The 20,733-nt window shown below is 37.2% G+C and carries 13 protein-coding genes and 1 tRNA gene; 12 read left to right on the top strand and 2 right to left on the bottom strand.

The genetic code is table 11. The annotated features are described in order from the left end of the window. The first annotated feature begins 108 nt into the window (after positions 1 to 108). The 4 genes from IV512_RS11735 (at position 109) to IV512_RS11720 (ending at position 5,206) form a co-directional block, all read left to right on the top strand. On the top strand, positions 109 to 1,827 hold the full coding sequence (locus IV512_RS11735; RefSeq protein WP_209403559.1) for a GMC family oxidoreductase: 1,719 nt from the start codon (positions 109 to 111) through the stop codon (positions 1,825 to 1,827). Between the two features lie 2 nt (positions 1,828 to 1,829). Beyond that, on the top strand, positions 1,830 to 2,549 hold the full coding sequence (locus IV512_RS11730; RefSeq protein WP_209403557.1) for a gluconate 2-dehydrogenase subunit 3 family protein: 720 nt from the start codon (positions 1,830 to 1,832) through the stop codon (positions 2,547 to 2,549). Positions 2,550 to 2,642: 93 nt separating this feature from the next. After that, positions 2,643 to 3,461: a sugar phosphate isomerase/epimerase gene (locus IV512_RS11725; protein ID WP_209403555.1), complete on the top strand. Its 819-nt coding sequence runs from the start codon at positions 2,643 to 2,645 to the stop codon at positions 3,459 to 3,461. 110 nt (positions 3,462 to 3,571) lie between these two features. Beyond that, positions 3,572 to 5,206, top strand: coding sequence for a sulfatase (locus IV512_RS11720; RefSeq protein WP_209403553.1), 1,635 nt, complete (start codon positions 3,572 to 3,574; stop codon positions 5,204 to 5,206). Here IV512_RS11720 and IV512_RS11715 read toward each other — a convergent pair. Next, the gene (locus tag IV512_RS11715; protein ID WP_371743290.1) at positions 5,203 to 7,023 is read right to left on the bottom strand and encodes an arylsulfatase; all 1,821 of its coding nucleotides are present in this window, start codon (positions 7,021 to 7,023) and stop codon (positions 5,203 to 5,205) included. The genes IV512_RS11720 and IV512_RS11715 overlap by 4 nt on opposite strands. A gap of 99 nt (positions 7,024 to 7,122) precedes the next feature. Between IV512_RS11715 and IV512_RS11710 the strand changes: the two genes are divergently transcribed. Genes IV512_RS11710 through IV512_RS11700 form a run of 3 tightly spaced genes read left to right on the top strand, consistent with a single transcriptional unit; the run spans position 7,123 to position 10,726 of the window. Continuing rightward, on the top strand, positions 7,123 to 9,051 hold the full coding sequence (locus IV512_RS11710; protein ID WP_209403551.1) for a DUF5060 domain-containing protein: 1,929 nt from the start codon (positions 7,123 to 7,125) through the stop codon (positions 9,049 to 9,051). Positions 9,052 to 9,073: 22 nt separating this feature from the next. Then, positions 9,074 to 9,793: a M15 family metallopeptidase gene (locus IV512_RS11705; RefSeq protein WP_209403550.1), complete on the top strand. Its 720-nt coding sequence runs from the start codon at positions 9,074 to 9,076 to the stop codon at positions 9,791 to 9,793. Positions 9,794 to 9,811: 18 nt separating this feature from the next. After that, positions 9,812 to 10,726: an alpha/beta hydrolase gene (locus tag IV512_RS11700; RefSeq protein WP_209403548.1), complete on the top strand. Its 915-nt coding sequence runs from the start codon at positions 9,812 to 9,814 to the stop codon at positions 10,724 to 10,726. A gap of 4 nt (positions 10,727 to 10,730) precedes the next feature. On the opposite strand, the gene IV512_RS11695 is transcribed toward IV512_RS11700, so the two are convergent. Then, a complete protein-coding gene (locus tag IV512_RS11695) occupies positions 10,731 to 11,654 on the bottom strand; it encodes an aldo/keto reductase (RefSeq protein ID WP_209403546.1) in 924 nt (307 codons plus the stop codon). Between the two features lie 136 nt (positions 11,655 to 11,790). Here IV512_RS11695 and IV512_RS11690 point away from each other — a divergent pair. The 5 genes from IV512_RS11690 to IV512_RS11670 all read left to right on the top strand — a co-directional run bounded on the left by IV512_RS11690 (position 11,791) and on the right by IV512_RS11670 (position 20,317). Further along, positions 11,791 to 11,864: transfer RNA gene (locus tag IV512_RS11690), tRNA-Pro, on the top strand. A gap of 226 nt (positions 11,865 to 12,090) precedes the next feature. Then, entirely contained in the window at positions 12,091 to 13,341 is a 1,251-nt protein-coding gene (locus IV512_RS11685) for a site-specific integrase (protein WP_209403544.1), read from the top strand. Between the two features lie 326 nt (positions 13,342 to 13,667). After that, on the top strand, positions 13,668 to 15,749 hold the full coding sequence (locus tag IV512_RS11680; protein ID WP_209403542.1) for an ATP-dependent endonuclease: 2,082 nt from the start codon (positions 13,668 to 13,670) through the stop codon (positions 15,747 to 15,749). After that, positions 15,737 to 17,638, top strand: coding sequence for an ATP-dependent helicase (locus IV512_RS11675; protein WP_209403540.1), 1,902 nt, complete (start codon positions 15,737 to 15,739; stop codon positions 17,636 to 17,638). The genes IV512_RS11680 and IV512_RS11675 overlap by 13 nt, the downstream gene beginning before the upstream one ends. Positions 17,639 to 17,989: 351 nt before the next feature. Beyond that, the gene (locus IV512_RS11670) at positions 17,990 to 20,317 is read left to right on the top strand and encodes a hypothetical protein (RefSeq protein WP_209403538.1); all 2,328 of its coding nucleotides are present in this window, start codon (positions 17,990 to 17,992) and stop codon (positions 20,315 to 20,317) included. Positions 20,318 to 20,733: the final 416 nt, after the last annotated feature.

Here is a 20,733-nt window from a genome sequence, read left to right as displayed (position 1 = left end):
TGTTCTATTCTAATACATATTGTGCCAATATGCCATATCACATGTCTCAAACTGTATAAATATCATTTTTAATTTTTAAATTGTGGGCTAATTAAAACTAAACTAACTATGCAGATTAAGGAATCATCTGAAGTATATGATGTTATCATTGTCGGTTCCGGCGCCGGTGGTGGTATGGCTACCAAACAATTAGCTGATGCCGGATATAATGTAGCGGTGGTCGAAGCTGGTCCGTTTTTCGATCCTGCCGATCCCCAAACCATGACCCAATTAAAGTGGCCTTACGAATCTCCAAGAAGAGGTGCGGGTACTACTCGTGCTTTTGGCGAGTGGGACCAGTCGTGGGGTGATTGGCAAGTTGATGGTGAACCCTATACCCATGAAGAAGGAACTACCTTCAAATGGTGGCGTGCAAGAATGCTTGGTGGCCGTACCAACCACTGGGGCCGTATTTCTTTGCGTTTCGGACCAAAAGATTTTAAAGGAAAAACCCGTGATGGCCATGGTGAAGATTGGCCAATAGGGTACGATGATGTCAAGCCTTATTATGATAAGGTAGATAAGCTTATCGGTGTTTTCGGCACCAATGAAGGCCGTGAAAATGATCCTGATGGTTTTTTTCTTCCCCCCCCAAAACCTCGCTTACACGAACTGTTTTATATCAAGGGAGCAAAGAAGTCCGGTATACCTGTAATACCTGGTCGACTTTCGATGCTTACCAAACGAATCAATAACGAACGTGGCGTATGCTTTTATTGTGGCCAGTGTGGTCGATCTTGTCAGGTATATGCAGATTTCTCGGCAGGTAGCTGTTTAATTTTTCCAGCACAGAAAAGTGGTGGTAGGGTTAAATTATTCGTGAACTCTATGGTGCGCGAAATAACTACCAATGAAGAAGGAAAAGCTACGGGTGTATCATACATCAGTAAAGATGATAGAAAAGAATATAAGCTTAAAGGAAAGGTAGTCGTTCTAGCAGCGTCAGCATGTTCTTCGGCGCGTATTCTTCTGAATTCGAAAAGTAAGCAACACCCCAACGGATTGGGCAATAGCAGCGATTTGGTCGGCAAATATCTACATGACTCTACAGGAAGTAGTGGCGCGGCCTTCGTACCCGATTTAATGAATAGAGATGTGACCTATAATGAAGATGGGGTAGGTGGTATGCACGTTTATTCACCTTGGTGGGGCGACCATAGTAAATTAGATTTTCCACGAGGTTACCATATTGAAGTTTGGGGCGGTATGAGCCAACCAAATTATGGGTTCGGTTTTGATCAAGACAATTTCAATAAATTATTAGGATTGCCAACTGGCGGATATGGTGATAAATTACGTGATGAGGTGAAGAGATACTACGGTGCCGTAATCGGTTTCGGTGGTAGAGGTGAAGGTTTGGCAAGAAAAGAGAATTATTGCGAGATAGACGAAACCACTGTTGATGATTATGGTATTCCTGTTTTGAAATTTAACTATAAATGGTCAGATATAGAAGTACGTCAGGCCAAGCATATGCAAGATACATTCGAAGAGATTACGCATAATATGGGCGGAACTTATTTGAACAAACCAGGAAAGGATAGAGACTACGGGCTTCATGCTCCAGGCGAAATTATTCATGAAGTAGGTACGACTCGTATGGGCAACGACCCAAAAACTTCTGTAACCAATAAGTTCAATCAATTGCACGATGTTGACAACGTCTTTATCGTTGATGCGGGCCCGTTCGTTTCACAAGCGGATAAGAACTGTACTTGGACCATCTTAGCCTTGTCATGGAGGGCGTCTGACTATATTATTGAACAATTGAAACAACAAAACATTTAATGATGGACAGAAGAAAGAGTATACAAACGATGATTCTCGGTGCAGGTGCTTCTGCTCTTGCCTTTCATGGATGTAAGACCGAAGGAGGTGAGGCTGCCGCTCCAGAAACCGTAGCGACTACTGATAAAAAATATTATGGTCGAACGCCCCAAGAGGCCGAGCGAGATGCAAAACTGAGAGAGGAACAGCTGTTCAACGAGCATGAAATGGAAACTATTGCAGTGTTGAGCACGGTAATCCTCCCCCCGAAAGAACCACATGGAGGTCCGTTGGAAGCTGATGTGCCAGAATTTATCGAATTTATCGGTAAAGATATGCCTCAAATGCAAAACACCCTTTTGGGCGGCTTAATGTGGCTGGATCATAAATCTAATACCGATTATGAAGTAGAATTCAAGTCGGCCAGCCTTGAGCAGCAGAAAGAGATCCTTGATCAAATCTGTAATCAAGATATGGAGGTCTCCCTAGATGACCAGCCTTTGGAGATTCAGTTCTTTGCATTGATGCGTAATTTGGTCGTGACCGGGTACTATACTTCTAAAGTAGGTATAGCCGATTTGGGCTATAAAGGAAATTCACCCAATGTCTGGGACGGCGTGCCAGATGATGTGCTTAAAAAACACGGAGTCGAATATGATCCCGAGTGGATAGCCAAATGTGTAGATCAGAGCAAACGTAATGAAATTGCCGTATGGGACGAAGAAGGTAATCTTTTGACCTAGACCAAGATTAGATTGAGCACAATACCAACACCTCTTAATGAATTAGGAGGTGTTGTATTTTAAATACTAATTATCCTTTAAAACAAACACAATATGAAAAAAGTACTTACGATAGCAATGGTTTTGATGTGCACAATTGCTATACAAGCACAAGAAGTGGGCTTACAGTTGTACAGTCTGCGAAACGAATTTAAAGAAGATGTTCCCGGTACCTTGAAGATTATTAATGGTTGGGGAATTACTAAAATCGAGGGAGGCGGAACATATGGACTCTCTATGGATGAATTTAAAAACCTGCTCAAAGAAAACGACCTTGATGTGGTGAGCGTAGGGGCCGGCTTTGAAGATTTAGAGAACAATGTGCAGAAGGTTATCGATAATGCGAAAGCTTTTGGCGCCAAATACGTGATGTGTGCATGGGTACCCCATGATGACAATAAATGGGATCTAGAAGAAACCCAACATGCCACAAAAGTGTTCAATACATCGGGAAAGGAGTTAAAAAAACACGGTATTACCTTGGCGTATCACGCCCATGGTTATGAATTCAGACCCTACAAAAATGGAACACTTTTCGATTATATGGCTAAGAATGCCAAGCATTTTACTTTTGAATTAGATGTGTATTGGGCGCACCATGGCGGTGCCGATCCTTTGGCGCTCATGAAAAAATATCCGAAAAAGTTCACTTTGATGCATTTGAAAGATATGCAAAACGGAGTGGAGGGCAACAATACGGGTCATGAAGATGTAGAGACCAATGTAGTGCTCGGTCAAGGTCAAGTAGATATTGCAGGCACCGTGGCGGAAGCTAAAAAGTTGGGTATTGAATATATGTTCATTGAAGATGAGTCTTCTCGGGTAGTTGAACAAGTACCGGAAAGTTTAGAGTATTTGAAAAGCCTAGAGTAGATAAAGAATTTTCAAAATATAAAGAATCCCTCATTACTTGATAATGGGGGATTTTTCTTATTTTAAAGGTATATTCTAGTATATTTATAGAGTATACAACTCAACCTAAAATGAAGATTAAAAACCTATGGGTATTTACAGCGATACCCTTATTTTTTATTTGCTGTAAGGATGTTGAAAAAACCCAAGAAGAATCAAGTCTAAAAGACCAGCCCAATATTATCTGGTTGGTTGCGGAAGACCAATCACCAGAATGGTTTCCTATGTATGGCGATAGTACGATTTCATTGCCGAACATAGAAAGTTTGGTTATTGATGGGGTCACTTTTGATAATGCGGTCGCTCCCGTTCCAGTTTGTGCACCCTCTCGAAGTTCATTGATTACGGGTATGTATCCCACAACCTTGGGTACGCATAACATGAGAACATATACGGCATGGCGCAAGATAAGTGAACCATTACTAGACAGTCTGCCCAGCTATTCGCCCATAGTACCCGATGGGGTCAAAATGTTCACCGAATACCTTCGAAAAGAAGGATACTATACTGCTAACGGCCCCAAAGAAGACTATAATTTTGCAAAAACGGATGGTGCTTGGGACGAAAGCAGCAAAAATAGACATTTTCGAAAACGAGAAGATGGTCAGCCATTTTTCTCGGTATTCAATTTCTCGGTGTGCCATGAATCACAAATATGGAAGAGAGGTAAAGATTCTCTTTTTGTTGACCCGAAAGATGTTAAGGTACCTCCATATTTTCCTGATAATGATACTATTCGTCACGATTTGGCGGTGAACTATAGCAACCTTAAAAGATTGGATAATCAGATAGGAAAGGTAATTGATGATCTAAAAGAAGATGGTCTATACGAGAATAGTATTATATTTTTCTATGCCGATCACGGCGGTCCGTTCCCTAGACACAAAAGAGCCTTATACGATACCGGAGTAAAAGTGCCCTTAGTGATTAAATTTGCTCAAAACGAAAAAGCAGGTACTCGCGATGAACGACAGATCAGTTTTATAGATTATGCCCCGACGGTTTTATCATTGGCAGGTATCGAACCGCCCAAGGTAATGCAGGGTACTGCTCAGTTCGGTACATTTGAGGCTCATAAAAAACCAAATTATACCTACCATACTTCAGACCGCTTTGATGAAATTTACGATCGCCTACGTGCGGTACGCTCACCAAGATATAAATATATAAAGAGCTTCAATACCGAAATTAGTCATGCGATGCCTTTAATTTATAGAGCACAAATGCCTATGATGCGAGAATTACGTAGACAATATGCTTCGGGTAATTTGAACGAAGAGCAATCGAAGTGGTTGCACCCCACTAAGCCTGTCGAGGAATTTTATGATTTACAGAAAGATCCTTTTGAATTGAATAACTTGGTCGATAACCCAAAAATGCAAGATACCTTGGCCAAATATCGTCAGCTTTTGAAAGATTGGATGGAGGATACCAATGATTTGGGAAAAATACCGGAAAGACAGTTAATGGAAAAATGGTTGGCAAATGGGCAGCAGCCCAAGTTGAAACCGATACATATGCAAGAATCGCAATCTGGCATTGAACTGATATCTTCTAAATCTGATGCGAGTATAGTCTGGAAGCAGCCCCAAGATTCTATATGGAATATCTACTCTCAACCTATTTCAAAAGATGTGACTTTTGAAGCAAAAGCCGAAAGAATCGGTTATATTGATAGTGAACTATTACAGTATAGTGCAGATTAGTTCATACGTTTAAAATGTAACAATCGAAAGTCGGCTACTTGATTTCCGGGTATTTCGGTCGCTTTTAAGGTTAGCGTACCCTTGCCTTTTTTTAAGATGATATTACCTAATTTCATGGGTTTGAAATCTTTTACGTAAGATTCCATACGGGGTACACGGTCATTTTCCATTCCATGTAAGTCAGAACTATTAGGTTCGCTTATTCGGTTTGCAATTCTGCTGTTTCCCAAACTGAGTTCTACAATTGAACCTATGTCACTTTCCTCGCAAGTGTAATACAGATTCACCTCGAATTGACCTCCTTCCAAAACATCAACGTCCCAGGTGATAGAATCTCGAAGGCTGGTCCAATTGGTAAAAAAACTATCGTTAGGGTATTGATTACTCCGTTCTATTTTGCCATGCGCCACGGCATCACGGGCAGGAAGTTGGGTATGCTTATAATTCGGATGCCCCAAGGTAAAAGGCCGATGGTCGGTTTTGGGGCTTAACGGTTGAACTGTCTCAAGCCATTTCTTTTTGGATCTGACCAATGAATCGACCAGTTCTGGAAATTGTACTGAAACATCAATCTTCTGAGACCGGTCTTTTTTAATATTGTACAACCGATTTTCCGCATCTAAACGATAGTCTTGGGTTCGAAGACTGGTTCTACCGTTCCAATGGTTATACAGAATTCGGTCTTTCCAATTCACATTTTCATTGAAAATTAGGGGGGTAAGATCTTCTCCGTCAATTGGTTTTGATGCCGTAGCTGAAACATCTACCATCTTTGCCAACGTGGGTAGAATATCAATAGCACCTGATACCACATCTACTTTTGTTCCGGCCTCAATAAAATTAGTCCATTGTATGTACAGTGGGCTACGAACCCCACCTTCATCCGTTGACCCTTTTCTACCGCGCATTCCTCCGTTCCATCGAAAGCTATTGGGCCCGTTATCTGATAAATAAACTACTATGGTGTTATCTTCTAAATACAGCTTTCGAAGTTTTGTCATTATTCGCCCCACATTATAATCTATATTTTCGACCATGGCCAATGCAGCTTTGGTGAATTGCAAATCTTCATTGGCTTTTACGTCAGCGAATTTTAGAATCTTTTTATTTTCGAATCGGTTCCAATATTCGTCGGGTACTTGCATCGGGCTATGCGGGGTGTTGAATGGTAGGTATAAAAAGAAGGGTTCCGATTTTGATTTTTCTATAAAATTTAATCCGTGATCGGTGAGGTCGTCTATAAGAAAACCTCGGCCCTGAACAAGTTTACCATTATGTTCCAACATCGGACTGAAATAATCTCCCCAATGTCCTGAAGCAAATCCGTAGAAATCATCAAAGCCTTGTGAATTAGGGTGGTATGGGGGTTGCATACCGTTATGCCATTTTCCGTAGATGGCGGTCTTATATCCTGATTCTTTGAGTATTTCTGCTAGGGTCGTTTCGTCATGGCTCATACGTTCACCACCAGCAGAGGTACTGTATACCCCAGTTCGTGTAAAATACCTGCCCGTGAGTAGTTCGGCTCGGGTCGGCGAGCAAACAGGTTGTACATAAAAGTTTTCAAAGGCAGCACCATATTTGGCCAAAGCATCGATGTGCGGAGTGTTTAAATTACTATTTCCGTTGCTTGATAAATCGCCCCATCCCTGGTCATCGGCAACGATCAAAACTATATTGGGTCTTTTATCGTCCCTAGTTTCTAAAATCTGTTCAGGCTTTGTTTCTTCCTTACAAGAAAATATAAGCAGTGTAATAATAATAGGAAGACGTAATATTCTCGACTTGGCGACCTGAAAAATTTTGGTTGCATTCACGGTGGTTGGGCAATTATAAAATAAGTTTTGTATTAGATTTCGGCTTTTTTATCTTGGTATCAAGATACTGATTATTGCCTGAAAGACCAGATGTTCGTTATGATTTCGCTTCAGAAAATATTCCTATCTTATGGCATCAATTACAAACGACCATCAATGCGAGCTTGCAAACTTGTTGTAACTTTTCTTGTGCTGATTTTTTGCATATTCGGTTGCGTAGAAGAGAGGGAGCAGCAAAATTATAAGATTAAAGGAAGTCTTAAGAAATGGCAACCGATTACGCTTACCTTCGACGGTCCGTCAGCTTCAGAAAAAGATAGTTTGAACCCATTTTTAGATTACAGTTTATTGGTCAATTTTAAGAATGAAGTTGCCAACTATACTGTTCACGGTTACTTTGCCGCTGACGGCGATGCTGCAGATACGAGTGCCGAAAGCGGAAACAAATGGGAGGTAAAGTTCTCACCTGATAGAACAGGAGTTTGGGAGTTCGAAGCTTTTCTTATGCAGGGTAAAGATATAGCCGTAAAGCAATTTACAGTCCCTAAAAAAAATGGGAAAATTTGGAACATTACGGGCAGCTTTGAAGTTTTGCCTGTTGACAGTTTGGCCACCGGATTTTATAAGACCGGAAAGTTAGCCTATAACGGGAGTCGTTATTTAGAGGAAAGCGAAACTAAAAAAGCATTCTTAAAGAATGGTGTGGGTAGCCCTGAAACTTTTTTGGCTTATCACGAATTTGACGGTACCTATGATAATGGTGGTATTGAAACCCCCACTTTGAAAGAGGGGTTACATAAGTACATGCCTCATCTTGAGGATTGGAAAGACAGTACGGCCATTTGGGAAGATAATGAAGCCACATGGAAGAGCGATCAAGGTAAAGCTATAAATGGCGCACTAAACTATTTGGCCAAAAAGGGGATGAACAGCCTATATTTTATGGTGATGAACGTGAGAGGTGATGGAGATAATGTATGGCCATGGACGGGGCCTGTAGAACAATTAACCTATGATGTGAGCAAGCTCGCTCAGTGGGAAAAAGTTTTCACCCACATGGATGAATTGGGCATTGCCATGAACGTATTTACCCAGGAAACGGAAAACGATTCACTTTTGAACGAAGGTGAACTTGGTTTGGAAAGAAAACTCTTTTATAAAGAACTTATAGCACGTTTCGGCCATCATTTGGGTGTGGTGTGGAATCTGGGAGAAGAAACCAATCGCACTACAGAGCAATTAAAAAATTATGCATCATTCATTCGCGGCATAGATCCTTACGACCACTCCATTGCAGTGCACAATCATATCAGGGTTACAGGCGAAAGGGTAGAGGGTAGACCGCTAGACCCTATCAAAGAGACCTTCGAACCCTTGCTGGGGTATGAAAATTTCGAGATTCCATCAATACAGATGTTCGATACCACCGAAGTTCACCAAGAAATTAAAAAATGGGTAGACCTTTCACAAAAAAAGAAACCATGGGTGGTTTATCTCGATGAAATCGGACATTGGGAAATCGGCGTGACCACCGATAGTGCAGCGAATAATAATTACGGTATGGTAATGCGAAGTAGTCTTTGGGGCAGCATGATGTCGGGTGCTGCTGGAGCATCTTGGTATTTTGGGGGTTTAGATGCCCCAAATAGCGATATGGCGGCAGAAGATTTCAGGGCACGTGACCAATGGTGGACTATTTGTACCAATGCTGTAAAATTTTTTCAAGACCATCTTCCTTTTTGGGAGATGCAGAACCATGATGAGCTCTTAAGTAATGATAAGGCTTTCTGTTTTGCTAAAAAGGACGAAATTTATGTGGTGTACCTGCCTAAAGGAGAAAAAACAGACCTGGAAATAACAAACGGCGCCTTCTCCATAGCATTTTATGATCCAATGAAAGGGGGTATGCTTTACGATAAGCAAAACGAAGGTTGGAAGATTACCAAACCGAATAGTGTTGAACTTTCTGCTTTTAATGGGCAGACAGATAAAGATTGGGTAATTTTGATTGCTAGAAGTGACCCCTAATTTTGAAACATAATCATATTTAATGAAGTATAGTATTGCATTTTTAGTGCTCGGCATTCTTTTTTTCTCTTGCAAAGAGTCGCCAAACAAAACAGAACAAGAACAAACGAAACTTGATGTTCTAAAGCCAATAGATACTAATGAAATTAAGAAAGCAGCCCCTGAAAAAACATTCCGAAGTTTTGAAGGCCTAGCTGACACCACTTTTGTACGGTTGGTCGATTTTAGTGACGGTTTCGCTTACGATTTACGATATGCCACCAAGAACAATTTTCTAAAGGAGCAAGTTTACGACTGTGCTGAATGCTATACCCGAGCAAAAACGGCCAAAGCACTGATTGCAGCAAATTCCGATTTTCATGAAAAAGGGGTGCGAATCAAATTTTATGATTGTTATAGACCCAATTCGGTACAGTACAAAATGTGGAAAATTGTACCCAATCCGCAATACGTGGCGAACCCAAAGAAAGGTTCTATTCATAACAAGGGTGGCGCAGTTGATATTACCCTAGAGACCTTGGATGGTGAAGAACTTGATATGGGAACCGATTTTGATTTTTTCGGAAAAAGAGCCTATCATGATAATACAGATTTGCCCAAAGAAATTTTGGACAACAGAAAATTACTGAAGGAAACTATGGAAAAGCATGGCTTTTGGTCCATTAGAACGGAATGGTGGCATTATAATTTGGCAGCAGGTTCGAATGATAAAGTGGCCAATTTTAAATGGCCCTGTAAGTAACAAGTAAATTCATCTAAAATGAACAAAATACTTTTAATATTTCTAGCACTAATTACAATGAACACATTTGCGCAAGACACCATTTTACCTTTGTGGCCCACAGGCAAAATACCCAACCGAATTGCATCATCTGAAAAAGAAGTTCATGTAAAGGAAGGTATTCTTCGAATCAGTAAGGTGCAAGAGCCTACAATTGAAGTTTATTTGCCGGCCAGGCAGAATGCTACCGGTCAGGCTATGCTTATATTTCCGGGTGGCGGATACGGTATTTTGGCCTACGATTGGGAGGGTACCGATATTGCCAAATTTCTAAACGGAAAAGGTATTGCCGGTATCGTCGTAAAATACCGTTTGCCATCGGATGTCTCCCAGAAAGAAAAATATAACGTTCCACTAATCGACGCGCAGCGTGCTATGCGCATGGTGCGAAGCCGGGCAAAAGATTGGAATATTTTAGAAAACAAAATTGGAATAATGGGTTTCTCTGCTGGAGGGCATTTAGCTTCGACCTTAGGTACCCATTATAACGAGAAAGTGTATGATGCTATCGATGATACCGATAAACAAAGTGCCAGACCCGACTTTATGAATTTGGTTTATCCTGTAGTGACCTTTACACAAACCACCAAACATTCGGGCTCAGAAAATAATTTATTAGGAGAAACGTCCAATCCCGATTTAGAAAGGCATTTTTCGAACGAATTACAGGTCACTTCAGATACTCCGCCGACTTTATTGATTCATGCAACGGATGATAAAGCGGTACCGGTCGAAAATAGCCTTCTTTTCTTTCAAGCCTTAAAAGATAAAGGGGTTTCTGCAACCATGCATATTTATCCGAAAGGGGGCCACGGGTTTTCCTTGGCTCGTGAAGATCATCATCTCAGAAGTTGGACGGAAAGACTTTTCGAATGGATGGAAAGCCTTGAATAGCGTTTTAAAGGTCGTTCAGATAATTCACCATTTTCGCTCGCTCTTTGGCATCGGGCAACCTACCGTGACCGGCCATCATATTATCAACCACGTGGTGAGGTTTTGAAGTTCCGGGTATAACACAATTCACAGCTTCTTCGCCAAGAATATATTTTAGAAAATATTGTGCCCATGAGTTGATGCCCAAATCTGCGCACCATTCGGGGAGTTTCTTGCCCCTGGTAGTACGGAAAAGAGATCCGCCCTCAAAAGGACCATTGATAATTACCGCACAACCATTTTCTTTGGCAGTGTTTAATAAGAATTTCTCTGCATGACGGCCGCGTATCGAGTAATTGAATTGGGCAAAGTCTGGTTTTTCATCTTTGATAATTTTAGCCAATGAATCATGGGAACTGTCGGTATAATGAGTAATGCCCCAATATCTAATCAGGCCCTTGTTTTTCATATCATTTAAGGTGGCCATATGGGTTTTCCAATCCACCAAGTTGTGTATTTGAATCAAATCCATCGTACTCCGCTGCATTTTTTGCATCGATTGGTTCATTTGGTCAATGCCCGTCTGTTTGCCTGATGTCCATACTTTAGTGGCATAGAAAAAAGAATCTTTGGTTTTTAGTTGCGATGTGAGGTCACCGACGACTTTTTCTGAAGAACCGTACATAGGTGAGCTATCGATAACGCTACCACCGTTGGCATTCATTTTTACTAAAACTTCAGTGAGTTGTTTTCTGAGTTCGGTATTATTTTGGGCATCGAATGACTGCCAGGTTCCCAAGCCTACAATAGGTAAATCTTCTCCTGAAGATTTAATCTTACGTGTTCTTATTTCGCTTGGCTTGTCAAATGCTAGGGTGGGGCAGATAAGTGCTCCGGCAGCAGCTGCACCGATGGTTCGAACAACCCTTCTTCTCGTATAGTTTTTCATGGTTTTTTTACTTCGCATGATTAGTAATCAACAAGTTAAGAGTTTTTTATGGTAGTTGTAATTTGATGGTTATAAAATAAGAACAAATTTTTGTGGGTCAATTCTAGTAAAGTTTTATATTTTTGCAGACCAATTTCGGGATGTAGCGCAGTCCGGTAGCGCACACGGCTGGGGGCCGTGTGGTCGCAGGTTCAAATCCTGTCATCCCGACTTTACATTTTCATGTAGTTGCATAAAGCTGTTAATCTTTTGATTTTCAGCTTTTTGTGTTTTTGGGGTTAGCTCATGAAACCACATGAAACTAGCTGAAAACTAATCAAAGGTGTCAATATCGGGATTTTGAAAGCATCTTAAATATTGTATCTTGGAGTAGCTTTTGAGGGTATTTACACTAGTGTTTTTACTTTCTAGTTTTATTAATTAAAAGCTACCTATCATGCTAGAAAACAGCAGATTATCTATTCTTTTCTTCACTAGAAAACACGAGAAAGAAAGCGATGCATTAAAGATTTATGCACGGGTTACTATTGACGGCAAAAGAGCTGAATTCAGTTTAAATCGGGATTTAAAAGCCGAATTATGGGATAAAAACCGGAAAAGAGGCAAGGGATATTCTAAATATGTACTATCCCTGAACAAATATTTAGATCAGGTTTTTACAGGTTTACACGAGGCGCATCGCCAACTTCTGGAAGAAGATAAAACAATTACATCCTCGACAGTAAAAGCCAGATATTTGGGAGAAGATGAAGAGGAGGGTAAAACTTTACTCGATTTGATCACCTATCATAATACCACCATGCATACCTCCCTTAAGCCTGGAACCATGAAAAATTATTTTATCACGGAGCGGTGCATTAAAAGGTTTCTAAAAGACGAATATAACTTAGAGGACATACCCCTTAAAAAATTGGATTATCGCTTTATAGTCGATTATGAGCAGTATGTACGGAAATACAAACCAGCCACTCGCACGGGATGCACCAACAATGGAGCGATGAAGCATATGGAGCGGTTAAAAAAGATGTCGCGATTAGCTGTGCGATTAGATTGGGTGGACAAAGACCCCTTTGTAAACTTCAAACTGAAATTTAAAAAAACGGAACGCCAGTTTTTGACAGAACGAGAACTAAAACTTATCGAGGAAACCACTTTTAAGGTGCCGAGTTATGAGAAGATTAAAGACCTTTTTGTTTTTGCCTGCTATACAGGGTTGTCTTATATAGATGTAAAAGAACTGAAAGCTGACCATTTGGTCATTGGTCTTGATGGTGGGGACTGGCTATACACTAAAAGGACAAAGACTGATGAACCGTTAAAAATTCCATTGTTGCCAAAAGCCAAGGAAATACTAGAGAAATATCAAGAGGATGCCAATATCATCGCCAACGAAAGACTGTTGCCCATTTATAGCAATCATATGATTAACAGAACATTGAAGGATATTGCCGAGGCCTGTGGCATACGTAAGAATTTGACATTTCATGTGGCTCGGCACACGTTTGCCACAGCGATAACACTTTCAAATGGAGTGCCCATTGAAACCGTTTCCAAGCTTTTAGGCCATACGAAACTTTCGACCACCCAAATTTACGCTAAGGTGGTAGAAAAGAAAATAGGGGAGGATATGCAGAATCTCATGGCTCATATGAAGCAAAAAAATTATAGGGCTGAGGAAGTCTCTTAGTTTGAATCATAATGTTCTGCGTTATGTAACTTGAGCTTTGGTTAAAAGCGAAAGTTGTTACTCTCTTCTTTGATTTTTTTCTATCTAAAAGCTTAGTTATAAAAAGGTAATGGAACACTCTTTACCCGAAACGGTAGAGTAGGGGAATGTGTGTGTAATGGGAATATTCTTTCTAAATAAAATATTTTACAGATTTCCGTAAATAGTTACTTGTTAAAATTTTATATATTTGAAATACAGCCTTTTGAGTTAGAAAATTTCCCTAAAAAATCTAAATCCAATTCAGCTTTATAGTGGCGTCGCCTATAAAGCGTAATTAATTATGTATGAAAATTAAGAAGATTAAAATTGAAAACTATCGACTATTAAAAGAATTCTCAATCGATTTAGAAGAAATAATGTCTTTAGTTATTGGTAAAAACAATACAGGAAAGACTTCACTATTAGCTGTAATCAATAGTTTTCTTAATGGTTCAGATAAAAGTAGATTTTCATTTGATGATTTCAATATTGATTTTAAAAATGAGTTGAAAGTCCTAATTGAAGGAGAGTTACCACTTGAAGGAGACTATAGCTCTTTTGGAATTAAGCTTAAACTTTTTATCGAATATAATGAGGAAGACAATCTAGCCAACCTCAGTAGGGTAATGATGGACTTAGATCCTGAAAACAAGTTTATCGTTTTAGGTTTTGAATATCATTTGACATACGAGTCATTAGAAAAGATTAAGCTGAAATATTCAGAATTTTTAGCTAAGGAAGCAGCAAAACTTGGTGAAGATGAAAATTATAGACAAAGAGATATATTCTATTTTTTGAAGGTATATCAAAGTGAGTTCTTTAATTCTAAGCGCAAATCTCTAGAATACAATAGAGTCGATAAAATTGAAAATGAAGAAAATTTTATCGATTTAGATGCTGAGAAAATATCTATTAAAGACATTATAAATTTCAAATTCATTAGTGCGAAAAGAAGTGTTACTAATAAGGAGAACGATAAAACCCTATCAGGACAAACATCAGAAATCTACAATGAAACAGAAAAAACGGATGAGCAAAACGAAAAAATAGAACAGTTTAAAGAAGAACTGATTTCAACTGATTATGCTTTATCAGAAATTTATGAAACTCTTTTTGAAGATGTTGTCGAAAAAGTAAGATTATTTGGCGGAATAAAAAGTGATGATTCAACAATTAAAATAGAATCTTCTTTACAGCATAGAGAATTATTATCTGGAAACACAACAGTTATGTACAAACATAACGACACAACTTTACCAGAATATAATAATGGTCTAGGTTACATGAACTTGATTAGCATGATATTTCAGATTGAAATATTAATTCAAGAATTCAAAAAGAGTAAAGATGAAAAACCAGCCGATATAAACTTATTATTTATTGAAGAACCCGAAGCTCACACACACCCTCAAATGCAGTACGTTTTCATCAAAAATATTAAGTCAATTTTGGACAAAGGTATAGTTCGACAAGACGGTATTAATAGAAAACTGCAAACCGTTATTACAACTCATTCATCACATATAGTTTCAGAAAGTGATTTCGATGATATCAAGTATCTTAAAAAAGATGGTGAAAATAAAGTAATTGCAAAAAACTTAATTGACCTTAAAATTCAGTATGAAGAAGATTCTAAACAATATCAATTTTTAAAACAATATTTGACAATCAGTAGAGCTGAAATATTCTTTGCGGATAAATCGATTTTAATTGAAGGAGATACTGAAAGAATTTTGATTCCAACTTTAATGAAAAAGCTAGATTTTGATGAAGAAAGACGTTTTGCAGCTTTAGCAGAAAAGGACCCAAAACTACCACTATGCTCACAGAATATTACCATAATTGAGGTTGGAGCATACTCGCAGGTTTTTGAAAAATTCATCGAATTCATTGGAATTAAATCTCTTATCATTACCGATTTAGACTCGGTTGGGAATGATAACACTAAGTGTAGAGTTGCTGATGGCACCAATTATTCCAACGATGCTTTAAAGTTATTTTTTAATAATGCCACTTTGAAGGAGTTGAAAGCATTTACAATTGATGATAAGAACATTTCAAACAACGGAGAAGTATGGCAATCTGATATCCAAGGTAATATTTGTGTAGTATATCAAACAGAGGAAAATGATGTAACTGCTAGAAGTTTTGAGGATGCCTTTATTCATATTAATAGGGAGTTTATAAAGGAAAAAAAGGATGATTTCAGGGGGTTAAAGAATAGAACCTTCTTTGATGTAGCTGCCAATGATTCTTACAAATTAGCTGAAGATTGTGTTAGGAAAAAAACACATTTTGCATTAGATATTTTATATCATACTAATGAAGAATTTACTAATTGGGAAATTCCACAATATATTAAAGAAGGATTGTTATGGCTGAAGTAGTGGAAGGAAATATACAGGCGTTAGATGAATTTCAACAGATAATGGAACATATAGGGAATGGTAATAATTTCATATTAAGCGGTGGAGCCGGTAGTGGGAAAACATATACTCTAGTTCAAGTTATCAAAAAATGTATTGAAGATTTCCCTACTTCAAAAGTAGCTTGTATGACATATACCAATGCTGCGGTAAAAGAAATTGAAGAAAGAGTAAATCATAAAAATTTAAATGTTACGACAATTCACGATTTCCTATGGGATAATATCAAGCACTTTCAAAAAGAGTTAAAACAAAGTCTTATTGCCTTAGCAAATGATGAATTAATTACCAGAATTAATATTTCAACTGTTACCAATGTACCAAACGATTTTTTCGATGAATTGGAAAAAGGAATTCAATATAAAGAGTATTTACGTTTACAAGAAGGTATCATATCTCATGATGAATTATTGATTTTGGCTAATCACTTATTTAAAACATATCCTAAACTAAGTAGTATCCTGAAAGATAGGTTTAAGTTCATTTTTGTAGATGAATATCAAGATACCGATAAATTAGTAATTGAAATCTTTTTGGAACATTTCAAATTAAGTGAGAAAAAAAATGTATTCGGTTTTTTTGGTGATTCAATGCAATGTATTTATGATAATACTATTGGAGATTTAGATTCATATAAAGGAACAGAAGATGAAAAAGTTCGAGAAGTCAAAAAAGAACAAAATAGAAGAAACCCCAAATTAGTAATCGATTTGGCCAATAGACTAAGAACAGATGGTTTAACACAAACGATGTCAGGGGATAAAAAGGCTCCAAACATGAATGAAGATGGCACTTTAAAAGTTGGAGATATAAAGTTTATATATTCTAATAACGGAGACATAGATGCGGTAAAAGAATATCTTTCATGGGATTTCGAAGATTCAAAAAATACAAAAGAACTAAATCTAACACATAGCCTTATTGCCGATAAAGCTGGAATAAGGAATTTGATGAATATCTATAACAATGATGGAATAATTAATTATAAGAATAGAATTCGAAGGCATATAAAGGATAATGATATTATGGAAGACTTCTCCGCTATGACTTTCGGACAGGTTATTGACTACTTTGACGGTGTAAACCCAACTCCAAGGATGCAAGAATTTATTGACGCTAATCCCGAATTATATGAAGAAGCTAGACATCAAAATTGGGATATTTTTTCTAAAATGTATGTTGACAAAGACCAATTACTAGATGATAAAAAACAGAGTGAAGATGATGATAACAAAAAAGGTTCGAAAAGAGACGCCCTAATTAGACATTTATTTAAAATTGAAACCAATATATTTCTTTATTCCAGTAAAAGATATAATGAGTTTTTAAGGGCTACGGATTATAGATTTAATATAAAAAGAATAGAAGACAAGAAAGTTTTAAAGACAAATATTGAATCACTGATTAATGTAGGAGAAAAAACTATAGAAGAAGTCATAACTGAAGCTAATGAAAATGGAATTTGCATAATTGATGATAAATTAGAGAGATTCAGAACTGACAAAGAGTATATTTTCAATAGAGTTAAAAGTGTAAAATATAAAGAATTTCAAAAGTTATATTTTTACTTAGAGGGATACACTCCGTTTTCTACACAACACAAAACCAAAGGAGCTGAATTTGATAATGTTTTGGTTATTCTTGATAATGGTGGGTGGAGAAGCTATAATTTCCAGAATCTTTTTTTAGAAACGGGCACTGCATCAGTTTTAGAAAGAACGCAAAAACTATTTTATGTATGTTGCACCAGGTCTAAAGAAAGGCTTGCCATTTACTTTAAATCTCCAAGTGAAGGAGTTTTGTCTAAAGCTACCGAATGGTTCGGTGAAGGAAATATTGTGGCTTTATAATCGGGATTAAAAGGCCTAAGAGAATTTTAGCTAAACAATAGGCGAGGGGAGCGGCCATATTCTAGAGGGCTGGTAATTAGGTTGGTTGACCACCTTAATGTTTAAAAGAGTTGAAAGCAGTCTTAAGAATTAGAATGCTTTCTAGAATATAGCGACTGAGCCGTACATTGTTTCTAAAATTATCTGTAAGCCTTGATTTTTTTGTTTCTTTTTTTATCAAGAAAAAAAGAAAACTATACTGAACAACAACTACACAAGTGTGCAATATGGGTCATCATTGAATACCTCTAATTGGGTATTGTTAGGTTTTAACTTATTAATTAAATTTACAAAGTACTCAAAACCAACCAAATGAAACAATTAGTTTTTTATATTCTTCTTTTTTCAATAACTGATAACTTATTTGCTCAACTCAATACAGATTTTGATTCAAACTGGCAATCCTATTCGAGACAAGGACTTGGTTCTGACCAACAGGATATTGGGGCGGTCTACGGAAAATTAAATTTAGACTACCGAGTTATAGTTCAAGGCGAGATGGCTACTATAAAAATAAAACTAAATAGATTCACTCCCGATAACCAAAATGCTTATCATTATCCAAACCATGGCAGAACTTACAATTTGGATGCTCTTAATAAACTAGGCATTAGTACTTCAAGATATAATACTGAAGTGAAAACTAATTATAGAGTTGATGAATTTGAAGCAGTAGAGGTAATTTTTGAATGCCTTGACGACAACCATAATAGAATTGCAACGGCGGCAAAAGGATTAAAAAGGGATGATGAATGGTTTGGTCCATTCATCTTTGGAAATACATATTCTATAAGATTACCACTTCAATATGCTGATAAGGAAAAATTTTATGCCTGTGTCCCTAATACGGGAATCACGTTGAAAAAATTTATACTTACAGGCGGCACCCAGCAAACAGATTCCAATTTTATTAATAAAATATTAGATAACCCAAGTGAAGTTGAGAACAATACAATAACTGGAAAAAATGAATCAAATTCATTTAATGAGAAGGACGAAACATCAAATATTGAATCTAGCACAGTTATTATTAAAAAGCCATATGAATACTCAAAAGAAGAATGGGAGAGTATGAGCAATAACGAGCAGCAAGAAAGTTTGAAGTATCAATTAAATCAACTGAATACTGAAGCTAGCTCTCAAAATGTTCAAATAAATGAGCAACTACAATCTCAAGGGTATGCATCACTTATGCAAGGTGATTTTGCGGGGGCAATAACAAGTTTATCCGAAGCAGGAGATTCTTATGGGGCTATGGCCGCAGTTGGTGTTGGAATGACTACATCTTTAATAAAAGATATAAAGGAAGCAAGAAATTTGAAAAAAAGAAATGCAAAAGAACATTATACTTCTACCCTTGTTAATGTTGAAGAATTAATACAACAAAGCAATAGGCTACTGTTGGATAAGGACGTGCAGTCTTATTTTCTTAAGGAGATAGAAATTATGAAAACAAATCTTGAAGCATTAGCTTGGATTAATGCGGCAAATACCATAGAGAATAGTGATTATCACAACAAATTGGTAGAATCGATAGAAAGTTTTTCTAGAAAGAGATTTGAATATAACGAGAAAGGCCACATCTTAGATGATTACCAAAAAATCCAATTGTATTTATACCACCATTATGAACTTGATGATTTATCAATTCATAAAAAATATCAAGATATTTTTCAAAATCTAGAATTAGAAAAACAAAAGTTCTTGATTTCTTCAAGCCTTAGTATTCATAACAATTTTAGAGAGGAAGTAATACTTTCAGGGCGTGGCATAAATAGTTATACTACCAACAATAGTATTTTTTCTAAGAAGAAAGATTTTTATGATTTGAAATTAGCTATGGTATTGAATTTAATATCAAGTTATGACTTTAATCCTGCAGAATACTTTCCAGACCTTGCCAATATTAAAACAGACAAAGTTTTATTTAAAAAAACACTAAAAAGCCAAACATTAAATAAATTGCTCTTAGTCTTCGAATTGAAAAACTCACAAAAAGGGTTAAGAAAGGAATTAAATAGTCTTGACCTATCATCAAAAAACAACAATAAGGTATATTTAAATGTAGTAAATACAGAGCCTGGCAAGGCAACTGGATTCGGTTCAAATAAAATTGCTCCAAACACGGAAATTGTTCTTAAACCAGTTAAGTTTTTAGATGAAAAGTTAGAGGTGAAAATGCCTGTTAAAATGAACAGTATTCCGAATGAAGTTCTAGTGACTAATGGCTACGGTTTGAATTCCTTACCGCTTTGTGCATTCAGTTCGAATGTAGTGGGTAAAAAAAATCAGCTGTTCTACAATTATGTTTTTGGAATTACTGAATTGACCGAGGAAAGGCCCCTAGCGGAGATAATGAATGAATTAAAAAAAGAATACAATATCCAAAACGAAAAGTATCAGGAGTTGAATTTTGTAGAACGTGATGTTAATGGATTTAAGTCATTTTATGCCGAACACAGAAAAAAGCGCCCCCCCATGTTTGGTTTTTCAGAATACCGAAGACTTATGTTCTATAAAGTAGACTCTAAATTATACAGATTAATATTGCATTTTTCTATGGCGAGCAATAGAGGAATTGAAAAAAAGCACAAAAAAACTGCTGATGAAATTTACGAGTCTTTTACCTTGAAAAGATAGTTGTTTTAATAGCCCAAGAGTATTTTGGCAACACAATAGGCAGGGGGAGCAGCCATATTGTAGTCGGTTCGAAATAAGTTTGTTACAAAAAAAAGATAGAAATAAACGGTTACTGGTTAATATATTGGAAGTCTATTTTACATAATATTAGGAACACTTAAAGAAAAGCTTCAAACAAGACTAGAGGTAGCAAGGGCTAAGAATTTTGCTCGCAGAGAAAATTTTAGCTGTTGCGGCAAGCTGACGAGAATGTCATAGAAAAAAATCTTGTACACATTTCCTCGAATACGAGAATTTTACATAACGGCAAATTATGAGTACAGACGGAATGTTTCTCGTAAGGATTTGCGAAATGTTTAAGCGTGAAAATAATTCCAATCAATTGAAAATATTTCTCGTAGCGTAAATTAAAAAGG

Origin of the sequence: Pseudozobellia sp. WGM2, from assembly GCF_017810075.1 — a bacterium.
Classification (GTDB): Bacteria; Bacteroidota; Bacteroidia; order Flavobacteriales; family Flavobacteriaceae; genus JADNYK01.
This window is presented reverse-complemented; position numbering and strand designations above follow the sequence as displayed.

What these genes read in the sequence shown, in the direction of transcription:
- IV512_RS11735 (WP_209403559.1), top strand. Translation starts at nt 109, where the DNA reads ATGCAGATTAAGGAATCATCTGAAGTATATGATGTTATCATTGTCGGT.
- IV512_RS11680 (WP_209403542.1), top strand. Translation starts at nt 13,668, where the DNA reads ATGAAAATTAAGAAGATTAAAATTGAAAACTATCGACTATTAAAAGAA.
- IV512_RS11730 (WP_209403557.1), top strand. Translation starts at nt 1,830, where the DNA reads ATGGACAGAAGAAAGAGTATACAAACGATGATTCTCGGTGCAGGTGCT.
- IV512_RS11700 (WP_209403548.1), top strand. Translation starts at nt 9,812, where the DNA reads ATGAACAAAATACTTTTAATATTTCTAGCACTAATTACAATGAACACA.
- IV512_RS11710 (WP_209403551.1), top strand. Translation starts at nt 7,123, where the DNA reads ATGATTTCGCTTCAGAAAATATTCCTATCTTATGGCATCAATTACAAA.
- IV512_RS11725 (WP_209403555.1), top strand. Translation starts at nt 2,643, where the DNA reads ATGAAAAAAGTACTTACGATAGCAATGGTTTTGATGTGCACAATTGCT.
- IV512_RS11670 (WP_209403538.1), top strand. Translation starts at nt 17,990, where the DNA reads ATGAAACAATTAGTTTTTTATATTCTTCTTTTTTCAATAACTGATAAC.
- IV512_RS11675 (WP_209403540.1), top strand. Translation starts at nt 15,737, where the DNA reads ATGGCTGAAGTAGTGGAAGGAAATATACAGGCGTTAGATGAATTTCAA.
- IV512_RS11705 (WP_209403550.1), top strand. Translation starts at nt 9,074, where the DNA reads ATGAAGTATAGTATTGCATTTTTAGTGCTCGGCATTCTTTTTTTCTCT.
- IV512_RS11685 (WP_209403544.1), top strand. Translation starts at nt 12,091, where the DNA reads ATGCTAGAAAACAGCAGATTATCTATTCTTTTCTTCACTAGAAAACAC.
- IV512_RS11720 (WP_209403553.1), top strand. Translation starts at nt 3,572, where the DNA reads ATGAAGATTAAAAACCTATGGGTATTTACAGCGATACCCTTATTTTTT.
- IV512_RS11695 (WP_209403546.1), bottom strand. Translation starts at nt 11,654, where the DNA reads ATGAAAAACTATACGAGAAGAAGGGTTGTTCGAACCATCGGTGCAGCT.